Origin of the sequence: Acinetobacter sp. YH12132 (assembly GCF_013418645.1) — a bacterium.
Lineage (GTDB): Bacteria > Pseudomonadota > Gammaproteobacteria > Pseudomonadales > Moraxellaceae > Acinetobacter > Acinetobacter indicus.
Map to the genome: position 1 here is coordinate 99,227 of NZ_VPBR01000006.1, position 21,466 is coordinate 120,692.

The 21,466-nt window shown below is 48.1% G+C and carries 18 protein-coding genes and 1 riboswitch; of the genes, 16 read left to right on the forward strand and 2 right to left on the reverse strand.

Going from position 1 to position 21,466, the window contains the following annotated elements; all coding sequences use genetic code 11:
- Position 1: 1 nt before the first annotated feature.
- On the reverse strand, positions 2 to 190 hold the full coding sequence (locus FTU67_RS08685; RefSeq protein ID WP_016658735.1) for a DUF3565 domain-containing protein: 189 nt from the start codon (positions 188 to 190) through the stop codon (positions 2 to 4).
- Positions 191 to 307: 117 nt separating this feature from the next.
- Between FTU67_RS08685 and gshB the strand changes: the two genes are divergently transcribed.
- From gshB to lpxC, 8 genes are all read left to right on the forward strand, one after another.
- Positions 308 to 1,246: a glutathione synthase gene (gene gshB / locus FTU67_RS08690; protein ID WP_180006653.1), complete on the forward strand. Its 939-nt coding sequence runs from the start codon at positions 308 to 310 to the stop codon at positions 1,244 to 1,246.
- A 323-nt stretch (positions 1,247 to 1,569) separates the two neighbouring features.
- Positions 1,570 to 2,667 carry an undecaprenyldiphospho-muramoylpentapeptide beta-N-acetylglucosaminyltransferase gene (gene murG, locus FTU67_RS08695; protein ID WP_075167283.1) on the forward strand — a complete coding sequence of 366 codons (1,098 nt, stop codon included), beginning with the start codon at positions 1,570 to 1,572 and terminating at the stop codon, positions 2,665 to 2,667.
- 12 nt (positions 2,668 to 2,679) lie between these two features.
- Positions 2,680 to 4,128, forward strand: a complete 1,449-nt coding sequence (murC, locus tag FTU67_RS08700; RefSeq protein WP_016658738.1) for a UDP-N-acetylmuramate--L-alanine ligase — start codon at positions 2,680 to 2,682, stop codon at positions 4,126 to 4,128.
- A gap of 56 nt (positions 4,129 to 4,184) precedes the next feature.
- Entirely contained in the window at positions 4,185 to 5,114 is a 930-nt protein-coding gene (locus FTU67_RS08705) for a D-alanine--D-alanine ligase (protein WP_016658739.1), read from the forward strand.
- A 3-nt stretch (positions 5,115 to 5,117) separates the two neighbouring features.
- On the forward strand, positions 5,118 to 5,972 hold the full coding sequence (locus tag FTU67_RS08710; protein ID WP_005180814.1) for a cell division protein FtsQ/DivIB: 855 nt from the start codon (positions 5,118 to 5,120) through the stop codon (positions 5,970 to 5,972).
- 65 nt (positions 5,973 to 6,037) lie between these two features.
- On the forward strand, positions 6,038 to 7,300 hold the full coding sequence (ftsA, locus tag FTU67_RS08715; RefSeq protein WP_005180811.1) for a cell division protein FtsA: 1,263 nt from the start codon (positions 6,038 to 6,040) through the stop codon (positions 7,298 to 7,300).
- Positions 7,301 to 7,460: 160 nt separating this feature from the next.
- Complete coding sequence (ftsZ, locus tag FTU67_RS08720; protein WP_005180810.1) at positions 7,461 to 8,648, forward strand: cell division protein FtsZ; 1,188 nt, start codon at positions 7,461 to 7,463, stop codon at positions 8,646 to 8,648.
- Between the two features lie 124 nt (positions 8,649 to 8,772).
- Positions 8,773 to 9,675 (forward strand): UDP-3-O-acyl-N-acetylglucosamine deacetylase, encoded by a 903-nt coding sequence (lpxC, locus tag FTU67_RS08725; protein ID WP_005180809.1) that lies wholly within the window; start codon positions 8,773 to 8,775, stop codon positions 9,673 to 9,675.
- A 97-nt stretch (positions 9,676 to 9,772) separates the two neighbouring features.
- On the opposite strand, the gene FTU67_RS08730 is transcribed toward lpxC, so the two are convergent.
- The gene (locus FTU67_RS08730; protein WP_016658741.1) at positions 9,773 to 10,213 is read right to left on the reverse strand and encodes a hypothetical protein; all 441 of its coding nucleotides are present in this window, start codon (positions 10,211 to 10,213) and stop codon (positions 9,773 to 9,775) included.
- A 108-nt stretch (positions 10,214 to 10,321) separates the two neighbouring features.
- Between FTU67_RS08730 and FTU67_RS08735 the strand changes: the two genes are divergently transcribed.
- The 8 genes from FTU67_RS08735 to glmM all read left to right on the forward strand — a co-directional run bounded on the left by FTU67_RS08735 (position 10,322) and on the right by glmM (position 21,462).
- Positions 10,322 to 11,005 (forward strand): M23 family metallopeptidase, encoded by a 684-nt coding sequence (locus FTU67_RS08735; RefSeq protein ID WP_005180807.1) that lies wholly within the window; start codon positions 10,322 to 10,324, stop codon positions 11,003 to 11,005.
- Between the two features lie 268 nt (positions 11,006 to 11,273).
- Positions 11,274 to 13,976, forward strand: a complete 2,703-nt coding sequence (aceE, locus tag FTU67_RS08740) for a pyruvate dehydrogenase (acetyl-transferring), homodimeric type (RefSeq protein WP_005180803.1) — start codon at positions 11,274 to 11,276, stop codon at positions 13,974 to 13,976.
- Between the two features lie 2 nt (positions 13,977 to 13,978).
- On the forward strand, positions 13,979 to 16,000 hold the full coding sequence (locus FTU67_RS08745) for a 2-oxo acid dehydrogenase subunit E2 (RefSeq protein ID WP_180061635.1): 2,022 nt from the start codon (positions 13,979 to 13,981) through the stop codon (positions 15,998 to 16,000).
- Between the two features lie 112 nt (positions 16,001 to 16,112).
- A riboswitch (yybP-ykoY riboswitch) is annotated at positions 16,113 to 16,253 on the forward strand.
- Positions 16,254 to 16,324: 71 nt separating this feature from the next.
- Positions 16,325 to 16,900: a TMEM165/GDT1 family protein gene (locus FTU67_RS08750; protein ID WP_016658743.1), complete on the forward strand. Its 576-nt coding sequence runs from the start codon at positions 16,325 to 16,327 to the stop codon at positions 16,898 to 16,900.
- A gap of 182 nt (positions 16,901 to 17,082) precedes the next feature.
- Positions 17,083 to 17,880, forward strand: coding sequence for an MBL fold metallo-hydrolase (locus tag FTU67_RS08755; RefSeq protein ID WP_005180798.1), 798 nt, complete (start codon positions 17,083 to 17,085; stop codon positions 17,878 to 17,880).
- A 106-nt stretch (positions 17,881 to 17,986) separates the two neighbouring features.
- Positions 17,987 to 18,352 carry a YkgJ family cysteine cluster protein gene (locus FTU67_RS08760; RefSeq protein ID WP_075167288.1) on the forward strand — a complete coding sequence of 122 codons (366 nt, stop codon included), beginning with the start codon at positions 17,987 to 17,989 and terminating at the stop codon, positions 18,350 to 18,352.
- A 179-nt stretch (positions 18,353 to 18,531) separates the two neighbouring features.
- A complete protein-coding gene (gene guaB / locus FTU67_RS08765) occupies positions 18,532 to 19,998 on the forward strand; it encodes an IMP dehydrogenase (RefSeq protein WP_005180795.1) in 1,467 nt (488 codons plus the stop codon).
- A gap of 126 nt (positions 19,999 to 20,124) precedes the next feature.
- Positions 20,125 to 21,462, forward strand: coding sequence for a phosphoglucosamine mutase (gene glmM, locus FTU67_RS08770; protein ID WP_005180793.1), 1,338 nt, complete (start codon positions 20,125 to 20,127; stop codon positions 21,460 to 21,462).
- Positions 21,463 to 21,466: the final 4 nt, after the last annotated feature.

Consider the following 21,466-nt stretch of genomic DNA (forward strand, 5'->3'; position numbering starts at 1 on the left):
ATCATCCTTCCTCACACTTCTTACACTCCAGCATCACCCCTAATTTTTCTTTGCGTCCTTGCTCCGTCATCACCCAGGGCCGGTTCTGCCACGGTGGATTATGCCGCACATGCTGGCCATGACCACAGGCCAGCTCTGCGACCCAATGATTTTCTTCATCTAAATGATATCCCACAATTGGCTGTTGCATGGGCAGCTTCCTGAAATCAGCAAATATAGCGCTGCAAAGCTTTACTCAAATTCAGAAAAACAGGCAGCGAATCTCCGTTATACTCCACATCATAGCAATTTTAAAAGAGCAGTCATTATGCGCGTACTTGTGGTGATGGACCCGATTGAAACGGTGAACCTGAAAAAAGATTCCACCATGGCCATGCTGTGGGCCGCGGCACGTCGGGGTCATGAACTCGGTTATGCACTACAACAAGATTTATATATTGATCAGGGCAAGGCTTTCGGTCTAATCAGCCCGTTAAAAGTCTTTGAAGATTACAACCATTATTATGAGCTGGGCGAAAAACAAAAAGAATCCATCGCAGCCTATGATGTGGTGCTGATGCGTAAAGACCCGCCATTTGATATGAACTTTGTCTATAGCACCTATATTCTGGAACAGGCAGAGCGCGAAGGAACGTGGATTATTAACAAGCCGCAAAGCCTGCGTGACTGTAATGAAAAACTGTTTGCGACCCAGTTCCCGGAGCTGCAGGTGCCGACTTTGGTGACCTCTCAGCAAAGCCTGATTCGTGAATTTATTCAGCAACATGGCGATGTGATTGTGAAACCGCTCGATGGGATGGGCGGCATGGGCATTTTCCGTCTGTATCAGAATGGTGTGAATATTGGCTCTACCATTGAAATTCTGACCAATAACGGCACCCAGCCAATTATGGCGCAGCGTTATATTCCGGAAATTGTAGAAGGGGATAAACGCATTTTAATGGTCAATGGCGAGCCAATTCCGTATTGTCTGGCACGTATTCCACAAAACGGCGAAGTGCGTGGCAACCTGGCCGCTGGTGGTCTGGGTGAAGCACGTCCATTGACCGACAATGACAAGGCAATTGCTGCCAAAGTCGGGCCATTTTTACGTGAAAAAGGTCTGGTATTTGTCGGTCTGGATGTGATTGGTAACTATGTCACTGAAATTAACGTGACCAGTCCAACCTGTATCCGTGAAATTGATGCCCAGTTCGGCACCTCAATTGCCGATACCCTGTTTGATGTACTGGAAGCCGGTCGTTAATCTATCTTTCAAAAGAGTCACCTTGGGTGGCTCTTTTTGTATTCTTAAGCGAGATTTGAGCTTGAAAAACTGCGTTGAGCAAGAAAATTATAGCGATTTTGTAAATCAAAACTAGTCGACATAATTCAGTGAAAAATGCAGGAAACTTAACAATTTCGGTGAATTAATAATAAAACTAGTTTAAACTTTCAAAACTGTTGAAAAAAACAATGAGCCGCTTGGTGAAAAAAAGTAAATAAACTTTCAAGCTCATACGATTGTGATTACAATTGAGCGCTTATAAAGAACTTTCATTAGCCATATTTGGATTGAAGAATTAGACCGTGACTGATGCAGCGCAAACCAAGCCTAAACATGTGATGATGATGGCCGCAGGCACTGGTGGCCATGTGTTCCCAGCCCTAGCCGTGGCAAAAGAACTCCAGCAGCAGGGAATCCATGTGTCCTGGTTAGCAACGCCTACAGGCATGGAAAACCGTTTATTACAAAACCAGAATATTCCGATTTATCAGATTGATATTCAAGGCGTGCGCGGTAACGGGCTGGCACGCAAACTGATGGCGCCTTTTAAAATTCTAAAAGCCACCTTAAGCGCCATGCAGTTAATGAAAAAACACAAAGTAGAGGCTGTCGCCGGCTTTGGTGGCTATGTGGCTGGACCGGGTGGTCTGGCCGCACGTCTGCTTGGTATTCCGGTCATTATTCATGAGCAGAATGCAATTGCCGGCTTTACCAATACCCAGCTGTCGCGTATTGCCAACACTGTTTGTCAGGCGTTCCCGGATACGTTTCCGGCCAGCACTAAAATTGTCACCACTGGCAACCCGGTGCGTAAAGAAATTAGCGCGACTCTAACCCCATCCTGGCGTTATCAGGAACGTGAAAAAGCAGGTTTGCCGCTGCGTATTTTAATTGTTGGCGGCTCTTTGGGCGCGCAGGCACTGAATGAACGTGTCCCTGAAGCCTTAAAACAGCTGAATGTACCTTTAAATGTGTATCATCAGTGTGGGCAAAATCATGCAGACAGCACCCGAGCGCGTTATGCCAACAAGCCGGACAGCTTAACGGTTGAAGTGCAACCCTTTATTGAAGATATGGCACAGGCCTATAGCGATGCCGATCTGATTATCTGCCGGGCCGGCGCACTGACGGTTACGGAAATTGCAACCGCGGGTGTGGCTGCGGTATTTGTGCCCTTGCCAAGCGCTGTGGATGACCATCAGACGGCCAATGCACAATTCCTGGCCAAGACGGGCGCGGCAAAAATCTGTCCGCAAGCCAGCATGACCCCGGACAGCTTAAAAGAACTGTTAATGCCGTTGATGAACCGCCAACTGCTCTCTGAAATGGCCAGCAAGGCGCGTCAACAGGCACAACCTAATGCAACCCAACATGTGGTTGCTTTAATTCAAGATTTGTAAACCGAGTAAACTATGTCTCCATCTATCCCTGCTGATCAAGTAAAAGAACTGATTAAAGTGCCTGAAATGCGTCGTATCAAACATATCCACTTTGTCGGGATTGGCGGCGCCGGGATGTGTGGCATTGCCGAGGTATTAAAAAACCAGGGCTATGATGTTTCCGGTTCAGATATTAAAGCCTCAAAAACTACAGCCCAGCTGGAAGAAAATGGCATTCGGGTGTTTATTGGTCATAGCGCAGATAATATTCAGGGTGCCAATGTACTGGTAGTCTCTACTGCAATTGATCCGGAAAACCCGGAAGTTAAAGCCGCTATTGAGAGCCGTATTCCGGTGGTGCGCCGTGCTGAAATGCTGGGTGAGCTGATGCGTTATCGTCACGGGATTGCCGTGGCCGGAACACATGGTAAAACCACCACCACCAGCCTGGTTACCTGTATGCTGGCAGAAGAAAATCTGGACCCGACTTACGTGATAGGCGGTTTGCTGAACCGTACCGGGGTTAATGCTGCACTGGGTGCGAGCCGTTATATTGTGGCTGAAGCCGATGAATCAGATGCATCTTTCCTGCATCTGGAGCCAATGGCAGCGATTGTCACCAATATTGATGCCGACCACATGGATACTTATGGCGGCAGCTTTGACAAGCTAAAAGATACCTTTATTGAATTCCTGCACAAACTGCCATTCTATGGTTTGGCAGTGGTTTGTGGTGATGATGCCAACATCCGTGAAATTATGCCGCGTATTGCCCGTCCGGTGCTAACCTACGGCTTTAATGAAGACAATGATATTCGCGCAGTCGATGTTGATCAGGACGGTATGCGTACCCACTTTACCGTATTGCGTAAAGACCGCGAGCCACTGCGTGTTACCGTGAATCAACCAGGTCTGCACAATGTACTGAATGCCTTGGCCGCCATTGGTGTGGCGACGGATGAAGGTGTTTCTGATGGTGCGATTTGCCGTGCACTGGAAGGCTTTAGTGGTGTAGGTCGCCGTTTCCAGGTGCAAGGTGAATTTGAACTGGACGGTGGCAGCATTAAACTGGTCGATGACTACGGTCACCATCCTAAAGAAGTGGAAGCCACCATTAAAGCCGCGCGTCAGAGCCATCCGGACCGCCGTCTGGTGATGTTGTTCCAGCCACACCGTTTTAGCCGTACCCGTGACTGTTTTGATGACTTTGTTGAAGTGTTATCGCAAGTCGATCAACTGCTGTTGCTGGAAGTGTATCCGGCTGGTGAAAAAGCCATTGTGGGTGCCGACAGCCGCAGTCTAGCACGCAGTATCCGTCTGCGTGGTCAGGTCGAACCGATCCTGATTGATCCGGTTGAAGGCAATCTGGAAACACTGGTACAAAAAGTGTTACAACCGAATGATTTATTATTGACCCAAGGTGCGGGTAATGTAGGAGCAATCTCCATCGAGCTTGCTCAAAATAAATTGTATTTAAAATAATCACCCAAAGTGATATTTGAATTTGGTCGCTCAGTGTAAAGTTTAAGGATATAAACGTGTCAAATGCTTCAAAGTTCGGCAAAGTTGCCGTGTTATTTGGTGGAAAATCTGCCGAGCGTGGGGTGTCTCTGGATAGTGGACAGGCAGTGCTCGATGCGCTGCTGCGCGAAGGCGTTCAGGCAGAAGCGTTTGACCCGAAAGATCGTAGTGTGACCGAACTGGTCAACTATGATCGTGCCTTTATTGTCCTGCACGGCCGCGGCGGTGAAGATGGCCAGATTCAGGGTGTACTGGAATGGCTGAATGTGCCGTATACCGGTACTGGCGTACAGGGTTCAGCCATTGGCATGGACAAGGTCAAAACCAAACAGGTCTGGCAAGGTTCCGAGCTGCCAACAGCGCCGTATCGTATTGTCACCAAAGATTCAAACCCGGCTGATATTGTCGCTGCATTGGGTCTACCGCTGATTATCAAGCCGGTACATGAAGGTTCCAGTATTGGCATGAGCAAAGTCGAACGTATTGAAGACTTTGCTGAAGCGATTGCCAAAGCCACCGAGCATGATGCAGTGGTGATGGCTGAAAAATGGATTACCGGTCGCGAGTTCACGATTGTCTTACTGAACGGTCAGGCCTTGCCGGTGATTCGTCTGGAACCGCCTAAAGATGTGGCGTTCTATGACTATGAAGCCAAATACAACCGTAATGATGTGCAATACGGCATTCCATGTGGCTTAACCGAGTCGGAAGAGCAGCAGTTACAGGTCTTGGCCCTGCGTGCGTTCCAGGCGGTAGGTGCCAGCGGCTGGGGCCGTATTGATGCAATGCAGGATGAACAAGGCAATTTCTGGCTGCTTGAAGTCAACACTGTACCGGGCATGACCAGTCACTCACTGGTGCCAAAAGCCGCGCAGGCGGTGGGCTACAGTTTTGATGCCTTGTGCGTGGCAATTCTTGAACAAACCTTAACGGATGCGACCCACTAAGCCATGGCTCAACTTCCTGCTTCCATGCGCCGTAAACGCGCAGCGATTACCTCGATTCACGATAAGCCACCGACGCGTAAAGAAAAGCTGACGAACCTGGGTGGATGGGTATTGCTGTGCGTGGCGATTGTGGTATTGGCAGCAGGAATCTATGGTCTATATAAAGTCATGACCGATGCACGCGTGGCTGAACTGGACGTGGTCGGTACCCGTTCCAATGCCGAACTGCGCCAGGTCATGACCCATGTTTCGCCAGTGGTCACAGATAACTATTTTACTTCCGATCTGGAACAGATTCGTGATACCGCACTGGAACTGTCCTGGGTCGATCGGGTGGTGGTGTCACGCGCCTGGCCGAATGCCATCCGTTTACGGGTCATGCCACGCCATGCGATTGCTCGTTGGGGCACCGGACGTTTACTCAGTGACAGCGGTGATGTATTTTCGGAAGTGACACCCAAGAATAATCAGCATCTGCCGTTATTACATGGTCCGATGCATCAGTCCAAAATGATGATGCGTCGCTATAATGAAATTAACCAGTTATTTTTACCGGTGAATCTGCGTTTAAAAGAGTTATATCTCACTGACCGGATGACCTGGTTTATGCAGTTTGATTCTGGCCTGCGGGTGATTGTGGATCAGGATCAGACCATGAGTAAATTGCAGCGCCTGAGTCATCTGGCGCAAAGTGACTTCAAGCCGGTATGGTCCAGGATTTCTGCAATTGACCTGCGTTACCGCAATGGTCTGGCGATCCAGTGGAAAAACTCGGTGGCACCAAAAATTGCCAATGGTCATTTTGTTGTAACGATTGATGACACAAGCATTGCGAATGCAATAGCAGCAAAGCCATAATACTTGGCTTTAAAAATAGAGGCATTAAGCCATTAATTAAACAAACATGCGATGGTAGTAAATAAATGAGTGAAGCTGTTCCCTCGGTTGTTGCGATTGACATTGGGACACACAAAGTTTCAGTTTTGATTGGTAAGGTACACGCGCCAGACAATATCCAAGTGATTGGTATGGCTACCGCTCGTAACCGAGGCATGAATAAAGGAAAAATTGTAAGTCTCGATAAAGTCATTACAGCCATTAAAAATGCCGTTCAAGAAGCAGAAGATATGGCGGAATGCCGGGTGCATTCAGCCTGGATTTCTATTCCAAGTGCAGAATTAAAAAGTTTTTATGCTGCGGGGCGTACCCCGATTGAAAATAGTGACCACACAATTACAACAAGTGAAGTGGTTCGTGCCTTAGATCTGGCCAAAGCCAGCCATTTAACTTCAGATCATTATCTGGTCAGCGCGGTGCCGTTGGGCTTTGATCTGGATGATTCCGGTGAATGGGTACAAAACCCGATCCGTATGTCGGCGCATAGCATGACCGGTCATTATCAGCTGATGATGCTGCCGATTAGCACCATGCAGAATCTGGACCGTGCCTTAAAAGGGGCCAATATTGGTGTAGAAAAAATGGTGGTGTCGCATCTGGCCACCGCTGAAGCCAGTTTACTGAAAGATGAAAAAGAATATGGCGTGTGCCTGGTTGATATTGGCGCCGGTACCACCAATATTGCGGTCTATCTGGATGGTCGTCTGGCGCTGTCACAAACCCTGCAGCGTGGCGGTGAGCATGTGACCCGTGATATCGCGGCGGTATTGCAGACCACCACCGAAGAAGCCGAGCGGATTAAACTGCTTTACGGTTGCGTCGATTTAAAAGTGGTCAAACCTGATCACATGATTCAGATTCAGGGCATTGATGGTCCGCAAACCATCAGCCGGATTGAACTGTCGGAAATTATTATTGCGCGTTATGAAGAAATTTTTGCGCAAATCCGTCAGGAACTGGAAAACAGTGGCGCCATTCATGGCTTATATCATGGTGTGGTGCTGGCTGGTGATGCCTGTCAGATTGAAGGCATGGTCAGTCTGGTACGCCGCACCCTGGGTGTGTCTGCGCATTTGGGCAATCCGCCGGTACAGGTTTATGCCGATGAACCGCATCAGGCTGCCTTGCGCCGTTCGCAGTATGCAACCGCAGCGGGCGTGCTGATGTATAGCCAGAGCTACAGTCAGGACACCATTGTCGAAACCGAAGACCCGGAGACCTTATCGGTCTGGGCGCGTGTAGGTCGTGCCTGGTCAGGACTCAACGAAAAACTGAAATCAATTTTTTAGTTGATTTTTTAGGGAATATTGTTAGGAAGTTGTACGGATTATCGCTTGTACTTGACAAGGCAGCCGTTGGACAGCATTCTTAAAAACAATTTTTTATTAAGATCAAGGCAGTATACGGGCTGAAGTGACTGCCAATTATGAATTAGGAAAGCTAAAGGTCATGGCCTCATTTGAATTTTTTGAAGATGATCAAACCGATAACAACGGTCAAGCCCGTTTCACTGTATTTGGTGTAGGTGGTGCAGGCGGTAACGCCGTACAGCATATGCTGGAATCAGATATCCAGGGTGTGAAATTTGTCTGTGCCAATACCGATAAACAGGCACTGGACCGCATGAATGCACAGTGCAAAATCCAGCTGGGCGAGCAAAGTACCCGTGGTCTGGGCGCAGGGGCTAATCCGCAAGTGGGTCAAACCGCTGCTGAAGAAAGCCGCGAGCTGATTCGCCAGCAGTTAGAAGGCACCGATATGGTGTTTGTGACCGCCGGTATGGGCGGTGGTACCGGTACCGGTGCTGCACCTGTTGTCGCTGAAATTGCCAAAGAAATGGGCATTTTAACTGTCGGTGTCGTAACCACACCGTTTAACTTTGAAGGTAAACGCCGTCTGCAATCTGCGGAAAAAGGCATTGAAGCTTTAGAGCAGCATGTTGATTCCCTGATCATCATTCCAAACCAGCGCTTGTTAAAAGTGTTCCGCGACATTTCCATGAAAGATGCCTATAAAAAGGCAGATGACGTGCTGTTAAATGCCGTGCGCAGTATCTTTGATTTAGTGGTACGTCCAGGTCACATCAACCTTGACTTCGCCGATCTGAAAACGGCCATGAGTACCCGTGGCTATGCCATGATGGGTGTCGGTCTGGGTCGTGGTGAAAACCGTGCCCGTCAGGCAGCAGAGCAGGCGATTCGCAGTCCGTTACTGGATAACGTGACCATCATGAATGCCAAAGGTATTCTGATTAACGTGACCGGTGGTGATGACGTGACCTTTGGTGAAATTGAAGAAATTACCGATGTTGTCAACCAGATTGTCGATCTGGATGAAGGCCAGGTATTCTACGGTACCGTATTTGATCCGGATGCGCGTGATGAAATCAGCGTGACCGTAATTGCCACCGGTTTGACCCGTAATTCAGCCGATGCGGTTGAGCCAGTCAAGCGTTCTTCAGTGGTGCAGTCTGCACAGGCAACGGCTCAACAGCCGGTTGAAGAAGATGATGTTCCGGCCATTCAGCGTCAGGCAGAGGCAGCGCCGGCCATCAATGCGACTGCAGGCAGCAGCAATAATTCGCGTCCAACGCCAATGAGTATTCAGGAATATCTTAAAAATCAACAACGTAAATAATTTTTACGATATAGATTTTTATTCCAAAACTTGTAAAAGGTAGCCAAATGGCTACCTTTTTGTTTTTTATCAATGGCTAAATATGCTAACGTATAGCGGTTTTATATACAGATGAATTGAGAGCATGTTGAAACAACGTACCCTAGAACGTGTCGTGAAAGCGAGTGGTATAGGTCTGCATAGTGGACAGAAAGTCATGATTAACTTTGTGCCGCACCATGCTGACGGGGGAATTGTGTTTCGCCGTATTGACCTGAATCCACCGGTCGATATTCCGGCCGATGCCATGCTGATTCAGGAAGCCTTTATGTGCTCGAATCTGGTTCAGGACAATGCCAAAGTCGGCACCATTGAACACATTATGAGTGCGCTGGCAGGTCTGGGAATTGATAACCTGATTATCGAAGTATCCGCTTCTGAAGTGCCAATTATGGACGGCAGTGCCGGTCCCTTCATCTATTTATTAATGCAGGGTGGCTTAAAAGAGCAGGATGCGCCAAAAAAATTCATCAAGATTTTAAAACCGGTCGAAGCGCTAATTGATGATAAACGTGCCATTTTCACCCCGCATGACGGTTTCCAGCTCAATTTCACCATCGATTTCGATCATCCCGCCTTTAAAAAAGAATATCAGTCTGCCACCATTGATTTTTCTACCGAAACCTTCGTCTATGAAGTCAGTGAAGCACGCACCTTTGGCTTTATGAAAGATCTGGATTATTTAAAAGCCAACAATCTGGCCTTGGGCGCCAGCCTTGAAAATGCCATTGGGGTCGATGACACCGGTGTGGTCAATGAAGAGGGCCTGCGTTTCTCGGATGAATTTGTTCGTCACAAAATATTAGATGCGGTGGGCGACCTGTATCTGCTCGGTCATCAAATTATTGCGAAATTTGATGGATATAAATCGGGTCATGCACTGAATAACCAGCTCTTGCGGAATGTGCAAAAAGATCCAAGCAGCTATGAAATTGTAACATTTGATGACATCAATCAATGTCCAATTCCGTATGTGAGTGTGACATAAGTCATTGTCTTTCCTTGGTGATGTTATAATGTAACATCTAAAAAAGTGAACTAATTCTCGTTTTTATCGGTTTTGTATTTTTTAGATTGGCGCAATGTTACTTTTTATTGCTTGCCAAACGTAACAAAGCTTGGCTAAGCTTAGGGTCGCTCACAAAGTCAGCAGCACCGCGAAGCATTTCCTGGGTTTCTGTACTGAGTGTTCTTGAAGATTTTTCCTGTTTTGGGGGCGTTTGCAACTGCGGTTTTAACCGGACCTGAATCTTGTGTAAATCTTGAAGTTCTGCCAATTGTGATAGCTGAGCAACATACTGTTTTTGCAAATAGGCCAGTTGACTCACCATCGCCTGATTGGTGCCAGTAATGGTAAGAATCCCTTGCTGATAACAAACAACCTGCCAAAGTTCGGGTTGGGGCAACAAGGGTTGAATAATTTGAGTAAGTTTCTGCCAGGCAGCAACTTGCGTTGAGAGAAACGTTAGGTTTCCTGTTTTTATGTGTTTTCTTGTTTGGCGAAAGACGTTACAAGGTTCAGACATACATATTTCCTTCATGTTTATGTCTTAATCTTATGCGCTCCTTTCAGTGAAGATCAAGGAAGAGATCACCAAGGAACTCTGAGTAAGAACAGTTTTTATGAGGTTTTTATGCATACGCGACGTATTTTATTAGCGTTTTCTTTGGCGGCTTCTGCGGCGTCAGTGGCTTTTGCTGATCTGGTTGACTTAAACAGCCAAAATTCATCGACAGACCGTATTGAAGAATTGACCCGCACCCTGGCACAAGGGACCTATAGCGAGTCACAAGACATCAATATTCCGGCGCAAACTGAAATTAATGTCAAACTGCGTGAAAAAACGGTTGAATTAAACAACGAATCTTTAGCGAAAAAATACGGTTCAGCGTCTTCTGCGAAATCTTATAGCGCTAATCCATATAGCTGGTTAGTGGCGCATCCTTTACCCAATGCCCGCGTGAGCTCAAACTATGGCGGTCGTACTATGAATGGTCGTGCTGAACGACATTCAGGTTTAGATTTAGCAGCGCCAAGCGGCACACCAATTTATGCCACTGGCCCGGGTATCGTAACTAAATCAGGTTGGGGTACAGGTTATGGTCAATATGTTGAAATTAACCATGGCAATGGCTATTTAACGCGTTACGCTCATGCATCACGCTTAATTGCACGTGTCGGCGACCGTGTTGCTGCAGGTGAGCATATTGCAAACGTGGGTTGTACAGGTCGTTGTACCGGTCCTCATTTACATTATGAAGTAGTAAAAGACGGCGTTCGTAAAAACCCATCGACTTACCTGGCAATGCTGCCTTAACAGCTTGCGGCTTTTGCTCAAAAGGCCTAATTTTTGAGCACGTCATGCATTAAGACCTTATAACGATTATATTATCACTCAAAAGAATATTGTCTGTATATTAAACCGCCACTATTGGCGGTTTTTTGTTATTTTGGGTAATAAAACGTCAATAGATATTTTTTCTCGAAATACTAGTCTAAAGTCGTATTCACCGATGGCCATACCTGTAGAAAGCAGAAATATGGTACATATAAACCATATAATTAGGATTCAGGAATGACCGACTATGGCGTATTATGGTGATACCGACGCGCAGGAAACCCAAGAGTGGCAGGACGCGTTTGATTCAGTTTTGCAGCACATGGGAACCGAGCGTGCGGCATTTTTATTAGAAAAACTTTATCAACGGGCAATCGCGAAACACGTTCCCATTCAGCGTCTAAATACGCCTTATTTAAATACCATTTCCGTTGAAGAGCAACCACCAATGCCGGGTGATCAGGATATGGAACGTCGTATCCGCGCCCTGATTCGCTGGAATGCACTGGCAATGGTACTGCGTGCCAACAAAACGGGCGATGACCTTGGTGGTCACCTGGCCAGTTTTGCTTCTTCTGCCACCCTTTATGATGTCGGCTTTAACCATTTCTTCCGTGCCAATAGCGATAACTTTGGCGGCGACATGATCTATTATCAAGGTCACTGTGCTCCGGGTATCTATGCACGTTCTTTCCTTGAAGGCCGTCTGACGGAAGAGCATTTAAATAATTTCCGCCGTGAAGTGGGTGGTAAAGGTCTGCCATCTTACCCACACCCATACCTGATGCCAGACTACTGGCAGTTCCCGACCGTATCCATGGGTCTGGGTCCGATCATGTCAATCTATCAGGCGCATATTCAAAAATACCTGATGAACCGTGGCCTGATCAAAGAAGAAGACCGTAAAGTCTGGGCTTATCTGGGCGATGGCGAGATGGACGAACCGGAAAGCCTGGGTGCAATCTCGCTGGCCGGTCGTGAAAAGCTCGACAACCTGATCTGGGTGGTGAACTGTAACCTGCAGCGTCTGGATGGCCCGGTACGTGGTAACGGTAAAATTATTCAGGAACTGGAATCACTGTTCCGCGGCGCAGGCTGGCGTGTAATTAAAGTGGTCTGGGGCCGTCATTGGGACCCGCTACTGGATAAAGATAAATCTGGCGCGCTGAAAGCAGTGATGGAAGAAGCGGTTGATGGTGACTATCAGCGTTATCAGGTGAAAGGTGGTGCTTACACCCGTGCGCACTTCTTTGGCCGTTATCCGGAAGCTGAAGAGCTAGTGAAAAACTTAAGCGATGAAGATATTGATAATCTGAACCGCGGCGGTCACGACCCGTACAAGGTATTTGCCGCCTATACCGAAGCGACCAAAGCCAAAGGTCAGCCAACCGTGATTCTGGCCAAAACCGTAAAAGGCTATGGTCTGTCTGAAGAAATTGAAGCGGTGAACAAAACTCACCAAATCAAGAAAATGCAGCTTGAATCACTGAAATATGTACGTAACCGTTTCAACCTGCCATTTACTGATGAGCAGCTGGAAGAAGTGCCATTCTATCGTCCAAGTGAAAACTCGCCTGAAATTAAATATATGAAGGCGCGTCGTGAAGCACTGGGCGGCTACTTGCCGGCACGTCGTAAAGACAGCGAGTCTCTCGCGATTCCTGAGCTGTCGGTGTTTGATGCAGTGCTAAAAGGTTCAAACGGTAAAGAACAATCGACCACCATGGTGATGGTGCGCCTGATCTCTGCGCTGTTAAAAGAAAAAGCCATTAAAGACCGCGTGGTGCCAATTGTTCCAGATGAAGCGCGTACCTTCGGTCTGGAAGGCATGTTCCGTCAACTGGGTATTTATGCCGCACATGGCCAGAAATATACCCCGGAAGACCAGGAACAGTTGATGCATTACCGTGAAGCCAAAGACGGTCACATGCTGCAGGAAGGGATTAATGAAGCCGGTGCAATGAGTGCCTGGGCGGCGTTGGCGACCAGTTATTCGACCAATAACCTGCCAATGATTCCGATGTACATGTACTACTCGATGTTTGGTTTCCAGCGGATTGGCGACATTGCCTGGGCAGCCGGTGATGCACAGGCGCAAGGTTTCTTGCTCGGTGCAACCGCAGGCCGTACTACCCTGAACGGTGAAGGTTTACAGCACCAGGACGGTCACTCGCACATTCTGGCCAATACCATTCCAAACTGTGTCTCTTATGACCCATGTTTCGGTTATGAACTGGCGGTTATCGTCCATGACGGTTTACAACGCATGTATGTCAATCAGGAACGTGTATTCTATTACCTGACGGTTATGAACGAGAACTACGAGCATCCTGAAATGCCGCAGGGCGTTGAAGAAGGCATCAAGCGTGGTATGTATCTGCTTGAAGAAGATGAGAAAGCCACGGTTCAGCTTCTTGGTTCCGGCGTGATTCTGCGTGAAGTGATTAAAGCCGCGAAAATCCTGCGTGAGGAATACCAGATTCACTCCAATGTCTACAGCGTGACCAGCTTCAACGAACTGGCGCGTGATGGTATGGCATGCGAAGAATACAACCGTCTGCATCCGCTGGCGGAAGAAGCCAAAGAGCCGTGGGTATCGAAACAGCTGCGTGGTACGGACGGTATTGTGGTATCTGCAACTGACCATATGCGTGCTTATAGCGAACAAATCCGTGCTTATTTGCCAGACAGCCGTCCGTTTGTGGCGCTGGGCACAGATGGTTATGGCCGTTCGGATACACGTGCCAACCTGCGTAGCTACTTTGGTGTCGATGCCGCGCACATTGTGGTGGCGACCTTGAAGAAACTGGCCGATGAAGGCGAAGTTGATGCGCGTCTGGTCAAAGATGCCATTTCAAGCTTTGAGCTGGATACCGACCGTCCGGTCGCGTGGGCACCACAGGCTACGCCTGAGCTGCACGCTGTGGCTGACTACAAAGAGGAGAACTAATCATGCACATTACGACTCCTGATATTGGTGTAGATAAAGCCACCGTGGCTGAAATTCTGGTCAAAGTCGGCGATAGCATCGCGGTCGATGACAGTATTGTGTTGCTGGAATCCGACAAAGCCTCTGTTGAAGTGCCAAGCACTTCAGCCGGGGTGGTGAAAAGCATTCTGGTCAATCAGGGTGATGAAGTCGCAGAAGGCGCGGTGCTGATTGAACTGGAAGCCGAAGATGGAACGTCACAAGCCGTTGAACCACAACTGGCTGATGCACCGCAAAAAACGTCTGAAAACACCCCGACCTCATTGTCTGATCAGGACATTATTGCGGAAGTGAGCAGCCATCAACCTGCGGCAGCCTCGCAAAACCAGACAGCAGCGGCTGGCAGCGCTGTAACCGTTGAAGTGAAAGTGCCGGATATTGGTGTAGAAAAAGCGCTGGTTGGTGAAATTCTGGTTCAGGTCGGCGATCAGATTGATGTCGATCAGAGCATTGTGGTGGTGGAATCGGACAAAGCCACGGTGGAAGTGCCAAGTACGGTATCGGGTACGGTGGCCTCTATTGAGATTCAGGCTGGCGATAGCGTCAAAGAAGGTGTGGTGATTCTGACCGTGGCCACGGCAGAGGCAGTACCAGCAGCTGAACAGTCGCAAGCTCAAGCCGAACAGCAACCCGCTGCTCAGGCGGCGCCTGAACCCAAAGCTGAACCAGCAGCGCCAGCTTCTGCAGCACCGGCGGGTGATGTCGAAGTGAAGGTCCCGGATTTAGGGGTTGAGAAAGCCGCGGTTGCAGAAATTCTGGTTCAGGTCGGTGATACGGTCGAAAAAGATCAAAGTATTATTGTGGTGGAATCGGACAAGGCCACGGTTGAAGTGCCAAGTACCGCCGCGGGTGTAATCAAGGCGATTCATGTCGAGCTGGGCCAGAATGTGTCAGAAGGCATTGCCTTGGTGACTATTGAGGCGGAAGGTCAGACAGCGCCTGCACCGCAAGCAGCAAAAGCTGAAGCGCCAGCACAAAAAGCCGCACCTGCTGCGCCAGCCGCACAGGCCTCAAGCGCTGTACCGAGTACACATACTGCAGACAAGCTCACCAAAGAGCAAAATGCAGCGAACTCGAAAGTATATGCTGGTCCTGCAGTGCGTAAACTGGCACGTGAACTGGGTGTCATCTTGGCCGATGTCAAAGCTTCCGGTCCACATGCACGGGTCATGAAAGAAGACCTGGTGGCCTATGTGAAGTCGCGTCTGACGGCACCGCAAGCCGCTCCGGCGGCCACAGCGGTGGCAGCAGCACCATCAGGCTTGCCGAAATTGCCAAGTTTCGATGCGTTTGGTGGTGTGGAAGAGAAAGCTTTAACCCGCTTGCAGCAAGTGTCCATCCCACAGCTGTCTTTAAACAACTATATTCCGCAAGTGACCCAGTTTGATGCAGCAGACATCACCGAACTGGAAGCATGGCGCAATGAGCTGAAAGGCAACTTCAAGAAAGAGGGCATCAGCCTGACCATTATGGCCTTTATCATTAAGGCGGTGGCCTACTTGCTGAAAGAAGAACGCGAGTTTGCCGGTCACTTGTCTGATGATGGCAAGTCTGTGCTGCTACGCAATGAAATCCATATGGGCATCGCCGTGGCGACACCAGATGGCCTGACCGTACCGGTACTGCGTAATCCGGATCAAAAATCGATTAAGCAGATTGCTATTGAACTGGGCGAGCTGGGCCAAAAAGCGCGTGACAAGAAACTGTCGCCGAAAGACCTGCAAGGCGCCAACTTTACCATTTCCAGCCTTGGCGCAATTGGTGGTACTGCCTTTACGCCGCTGGTGAATTGGCCGCAAGTGGCAATTCTGGGGATTTCTCCAGCCACCATGCAACCGGTCTGGAATGGCGAAGGCTTTGATCCACGCTTAATGCTACCACTGTCGCTGTCTTATGATCACCGTGTGATTAATGGCGCAGATGCAGCCCGATTTACCAACAAGCTGACCAAACTGCTCAAAGATATCCGGACTTTGTTAATCTAAAACGCCGCTTGGTGTTTCTCTGTGACGGAGAACACGTAAAGTTAAAAAAACCCTGCTTCGGCAGGGTTTTTGCTTTGGGTACTTGAGTTTTTTCTGTGGCCGATTACAATAACAGCACTTCATTGGGGAGTAGCCGCTTTTTACGCAAAGTAAAAAGGTGATGGTCAACATATTTGCTCAACAGGGCATGGTCATCATAGCAAAGAACCAAAATGCTTTTCTCAAGCTTTCTTTTGTTGGCAAGACCTTTGATTTATCACTCTGCAGATTTGGCTAGCAGGAGGGATAGGTCATTGGTATGTGTGCTAGCCAGAGAAATCCATCATGTATGAATTCCTGATCTCAACTGCAATTGTCGCTTTGGCCGAAATGGGTGATAAAACCCAGCTGTTGGCCCTGTTACTGGCGGCCCGCTTCCGTAAACCGCTGCCAATTCTGCTGGCGATTCTGGCCGCTACCCTGATCAATCACGGTTTGTCTGCAGCCTTGGGACAATGGATTACCACCATTTTAAGTCCTGAAATTCTGCGCTGGATTTTGGCACTCGGTTTTATTGGAATGGCGATCTGGATGCTGATTCCGGATCAGCTGGATGATGAAAATGAAAGTATCAACAAATGGCAGAAATACGGAGTGTTTGGTGCCACCTTTATTCTGTTCTTCCTGGCAGAAATTGGCGATAAAACCCAGATTGCAACCGTGGCGCTGGCTGCGCGTTTTGACAGTATTTTCTGGGTGATGATTGGCACCACCTTGGGGATGATGATTGCCAATGCGCCGGCAGTATTTATCGGCAATAAAATGGCAGAGAAATTACCGGTATCCTTGATTCATAAAATTGGTGCACTGATTTTCCTTATCATTGGGGTCAGCACCTTGTTGCAATATTATTTCTTTTAAAGGCTGCTACTGATTTTGGCCCAATCTTCCCGGTTGGGCTTTTTTATGGGCTGAACCTGACCCGTGCTTCTACAAAATAGTTGAAAGTTAAATTGTATATTGATTGTAAGTTGGCGGAATACCCTTTATTTTATAGGGAATTAAAAATTTAATGTAAAGATAAGATTTTTTGGGGACAAGGTATGGCGTTCGATCGCACCACATCACAAGTATTATTTGATAATGGCACGCATAAATGTATCAGTTTCACCAGTCTGGTCAAAGGTGAGGGCGTACAGGCCAACCAGTTTCTGATTCTGGACAATGACCGTGCCGCAGTTCTGGACCCGGGCGGCGATTTGACCTATGTACCGCTAACCATGGAACTGAATAAATATACCCGCCTGACCAATCTGGACTATGTGATGGCATCACATCAGGACCCGGATATTATTACCTCAATGCCGCGCTGGCTGGTGTATACCGATGCCAAAGTGGTGGCTTCGAAATTGTGGGCGCGTTTCTTGCCGCACTTGAACTCGGCCTTTATGAGTGACCGGATGAAAGGCAACTGGCTGGAGCGTCTGATTGAACTGCCAGATCATGGCCAGGTGATTCCATTGGGACAGGCATCCATTGTCGCCATTCCTGCGCATTTTCTGCATTCGGTCGGTAATTTCCAGTTTTATGATCCGGTGGCCAAAATCCTGTTTTCCGGCGATATGGGCGCTTCAATGGTCGAAGATGCGTCCAAGCCGTTAGAAAACTTTGCCGCGCATATTCCAAAAATGAAAGCTTTCCATCAGCGTTATATGTGTGCCAATAAAGTCATCCGTTTATGGGTGAATATGGTGCGTCAAATGGATGTCGAAATGATTGTACCGCAGCATGGTACCGCGTTTGTGGGCAAGGAGCAGATCAACCAGTTCCTGGACTGGATTGAAACGCTGGAATGCGGTGTCGACCTGATGGATGAGTCGGTATTTACCTGCCCAACTTAAGGTCAAAATCGCGTAAAAAGCTGAAAAAATAACTTGAGTGTAAAAACAACATTTTTTATATTTTCTTCCCCAAAAAAACTCTTTTTTGATGACGAGAATTTTAACAATGTTGTCTCAAGTTGCTTCCTCAGATGCGTGTCTTAGCTGCGGCGCATGCTGCACCTATTTTAGAGTTTCATTTTACTGGGCAGAAGGCATTCCCATGCCTGAGCATTATACCGAACCGGTAAATGCCCTCTATTCATGCATGAAAGGAACCAATCAGGCCAATCCGCGTTGTATTGCGCTGGAAGGAACGGTCGGACAACAGGTCAGCTGCTCCATGTACGAGCAGCGCAGTTCTAGCTGCAAAGAGGTACAGATTGCCGATGAGCAGTGCAATAAGGCACGCCGTGCACATAATCTGATTCCTTTAGTGCTGGTCGAAGCGGCCAATGATGGCCAGGACCCGGATTTTGACCGGGTCAGTTAAAGACTTCAGCATCCAGATGCTGTTATCGTAGAAAAGCAGGCCACGGCCTGCTTTTTTCATCAGCAAACTCATCCGAATTGTCAGGATGCGCGGAATAAATAATTATTTATGCAATAACAAATGAAATTTATAGCAAGATTTGTTTATAATAGCGCACGGAAATTACCAGTGAGACTGTTATGTTGACCATCGTTCAAGAAGCGCTAACCTTCGATGATGTCTTATTACTCCCTGCCTACTCAACTGTCCTCCCAAAAGATGTCTCTCTAAAGACACGTTTAACTCGCGGCATTAATCTGAATATTCCTCTTGTGTCTGCAGCCATGGATACGGTGACTGAATCTCGTATGGCCATTGCAATGGCGCAAAATGGCGGTATTGGTATCCTGCATAAAAACATGGATATCGCAGCGCAGGCGGCTGAAGTACGTCGTGTGAAAAAATTTGAAGCCGGTATGGTCAAAGACCCGATCACTGTGACCCCAGAAACCACAGTACGTGAACTGATTGCCTTAACTCAAGCCAACAACATCAGCGGTGTGCCTGTGGTGAAAGATGGCAAAGTGGTGGGCATCGTCACCGGTCGTGATACACGCTTTGAAACCAATCTGGAGCAGCCGGTCAGCAACATCATGACCGGTCAGGACCGTCTGGTGACGGTGCGTGAAGGCGAATCAAAAGAAAATATCCAGGCACTGTTGCAACAGCACCGTATTGAAAAAGTACTGGTGGTGGGTGAGAACAACGAACTGCGTGGTTTAATTACGGTCACCGATTTCCGTAAAGCCGAACTTTATCCAAACAGCTGTAAAGATGACCTCGGTCGTTTACGCGTAGGTGCTGCAGTGGGTACCGGTGTAGAAACCCCAAGCCGTGTAGAAGCGCTGGTTGAAGCTGGTGTGGACGTGATTGTAGTCGATACTGCACACGGTCACTCTGCCGGTGTAATTGAACGCGTACGCTGGGTAAAACAGAACTATCCGCAAGTGCAGGTCATTGGTGGTAACATCGCAACGGGTGATGCTGCGCTTGCGTTATTAGATGCTGGTGCAGATGCAGTGAAAGTCGGTATTGGTCCGGGTTCTATCTGTACCACCCGTATTGTGGCCGGTATTGGTATGCCGCAAATCTCGGCGATTGACTCTGTAGCAAATGCATTAAAAGAACAGATTCCATTGATCGCGGATGGTGGTATCCGTTTCTCTGGCGATATGGCCAAAGCGATTGGCGCAGGTGCCAGCACGATTATGGTCGGTTCACTGCTGGCTGGTACTGAAGAAGCACCGGGCGAAGTTGAATTCTTCCAGGGCCGTTATTACAAGGCTTATCGTGGTATGGGTTCATTGGGTGCCATGGCGGGTGCAACCGGTTCTGCAGACCGTTACTTCCAGGACTCTAAAGCCGGTGCTGAAAAACTGGTGCCAGAAGGTATTGAAGGTCGCGTACCGTACAAAGGCCCAATGGGTAATATCGTGCATCAGATGATGGGTGGTTTACGTTCATCAATGGGTTATACCGGTTCTTCAACCATTGAAGACCTGCGTCAGAATGCCAAATTCGTGAAGATTACTGCAGCCGGTATGTCTGAATCTCACGTGCATGATGTGACCATTACCAAAGAAGCACCGAACTATCGCGTTGGTTGATTTTTGGTAATTCGCCTTATAGAAAAGCCGTCATAAATGTGACGGCTTTTTTAATTTTGGTGTAAAGTAAGCGTGTTGAAACAGGATGATGAAAATCACCATAACCCTATAAGAAGTGAGTAAGACATGAGTTATTTTGGAACCGATGGTATACGTGGCAAGTTTGGGGAGCTTCCAATTACACCAGAGTTTGCATTGAAACTAGGTTTCGCGGCAGGTAAAGTTTTAAAAAAATACAGCAAGAAAAATAAACCGATTGTGGTACTGGGCAAAGATACCCGTCTGTCAGGTTATATTCTGGAATCGGCGCTACAGGCTGGTCTGAACGCTGCCGGTATTTATGTACATTTACTGGGGCCATTGCCGACCCCCGCGATTGCACATTTAACCCGTGCCTTACATGCCAGTCTGGGCATTGTCATTTCTGCATCGCATAACCCGTATTTTGATAACGGGATTAAATTCTTCTCCAGCGAAGGCAAAAAACTGCCGGATGAACTGCAGGAAGCGATTAATCAAGAACTCGAAAATGAAATTCAGATTGAAGATAACGCCAATCTGGGTAAAAGCTTCCGCGTTAAAGACTCTGCCGGACGTTATATCGAATTCTGTAAATCGACCTTTCCTTATCATTTCGATCTGAACCATTTAAAAATTGTGGTGGACTGTGCCAATGGTGCAGCCTATAACGTTGGTCCGGCGGTATTTAAAGAGCTGGGTGCCAAGGTCATTCCGCTATATAACACCCCAGATGGTCTGAATATTAATGAAGATTGTGGTTCGACCCATCCGGAACAGTTACAGCAGGCGGTGGTAGAACATCAGGCGGATTTGGGCATTGCCTTTGATGGCGATGCTGACCGGGTGATTATGGTTGACAAAAATGGTGAGCAGATCACCGGTGATCATATCCTTTATATTCTGGCGACGCAGGCCAAAAACAAACCGGCAGGTATTGCCGGAACTGTCATGAGCAATATGGCACTGGAACTGGCGTTAGAAAAAGCTGGAGTCGAGTTTGTCCGGGCCAAAGTTGGTGACCGCTATGTGTTGCAGGCGCTTGAGGAAAATGGCTGGAATATCGGCGGTGAGCCATCGGGCCATGTCCTGACTCTGGATAAAAGCACCACTGGTGATGCGATTATTGCCGCATTACAGGTCTTAACCGTCATGGTAGAGCAGGGCAAAGCCCTGCATGAACTGGTTGCCGATTTTAAACTGTTCCCGCAAGTGCTGGTGAATGTACGTTTAGAGGCCATGTTTGACCCGTATGCCGTGCCCGCTTTAGTGGAAGAATTTGGTAAAGCAGAAGCGCAGCTGCAAGGCCGTGGCCGTATCCTGATTCGTAAGTCAGGCACTGAACCGGTGATTCGTGTAATGGTCGAAGGGGATGACCAGCAGGAAGTGACCGTACTGGCCAACCATCTGGCCGATGCCGTGCGTCATCATGCGATTGCTGCCTAAGGGG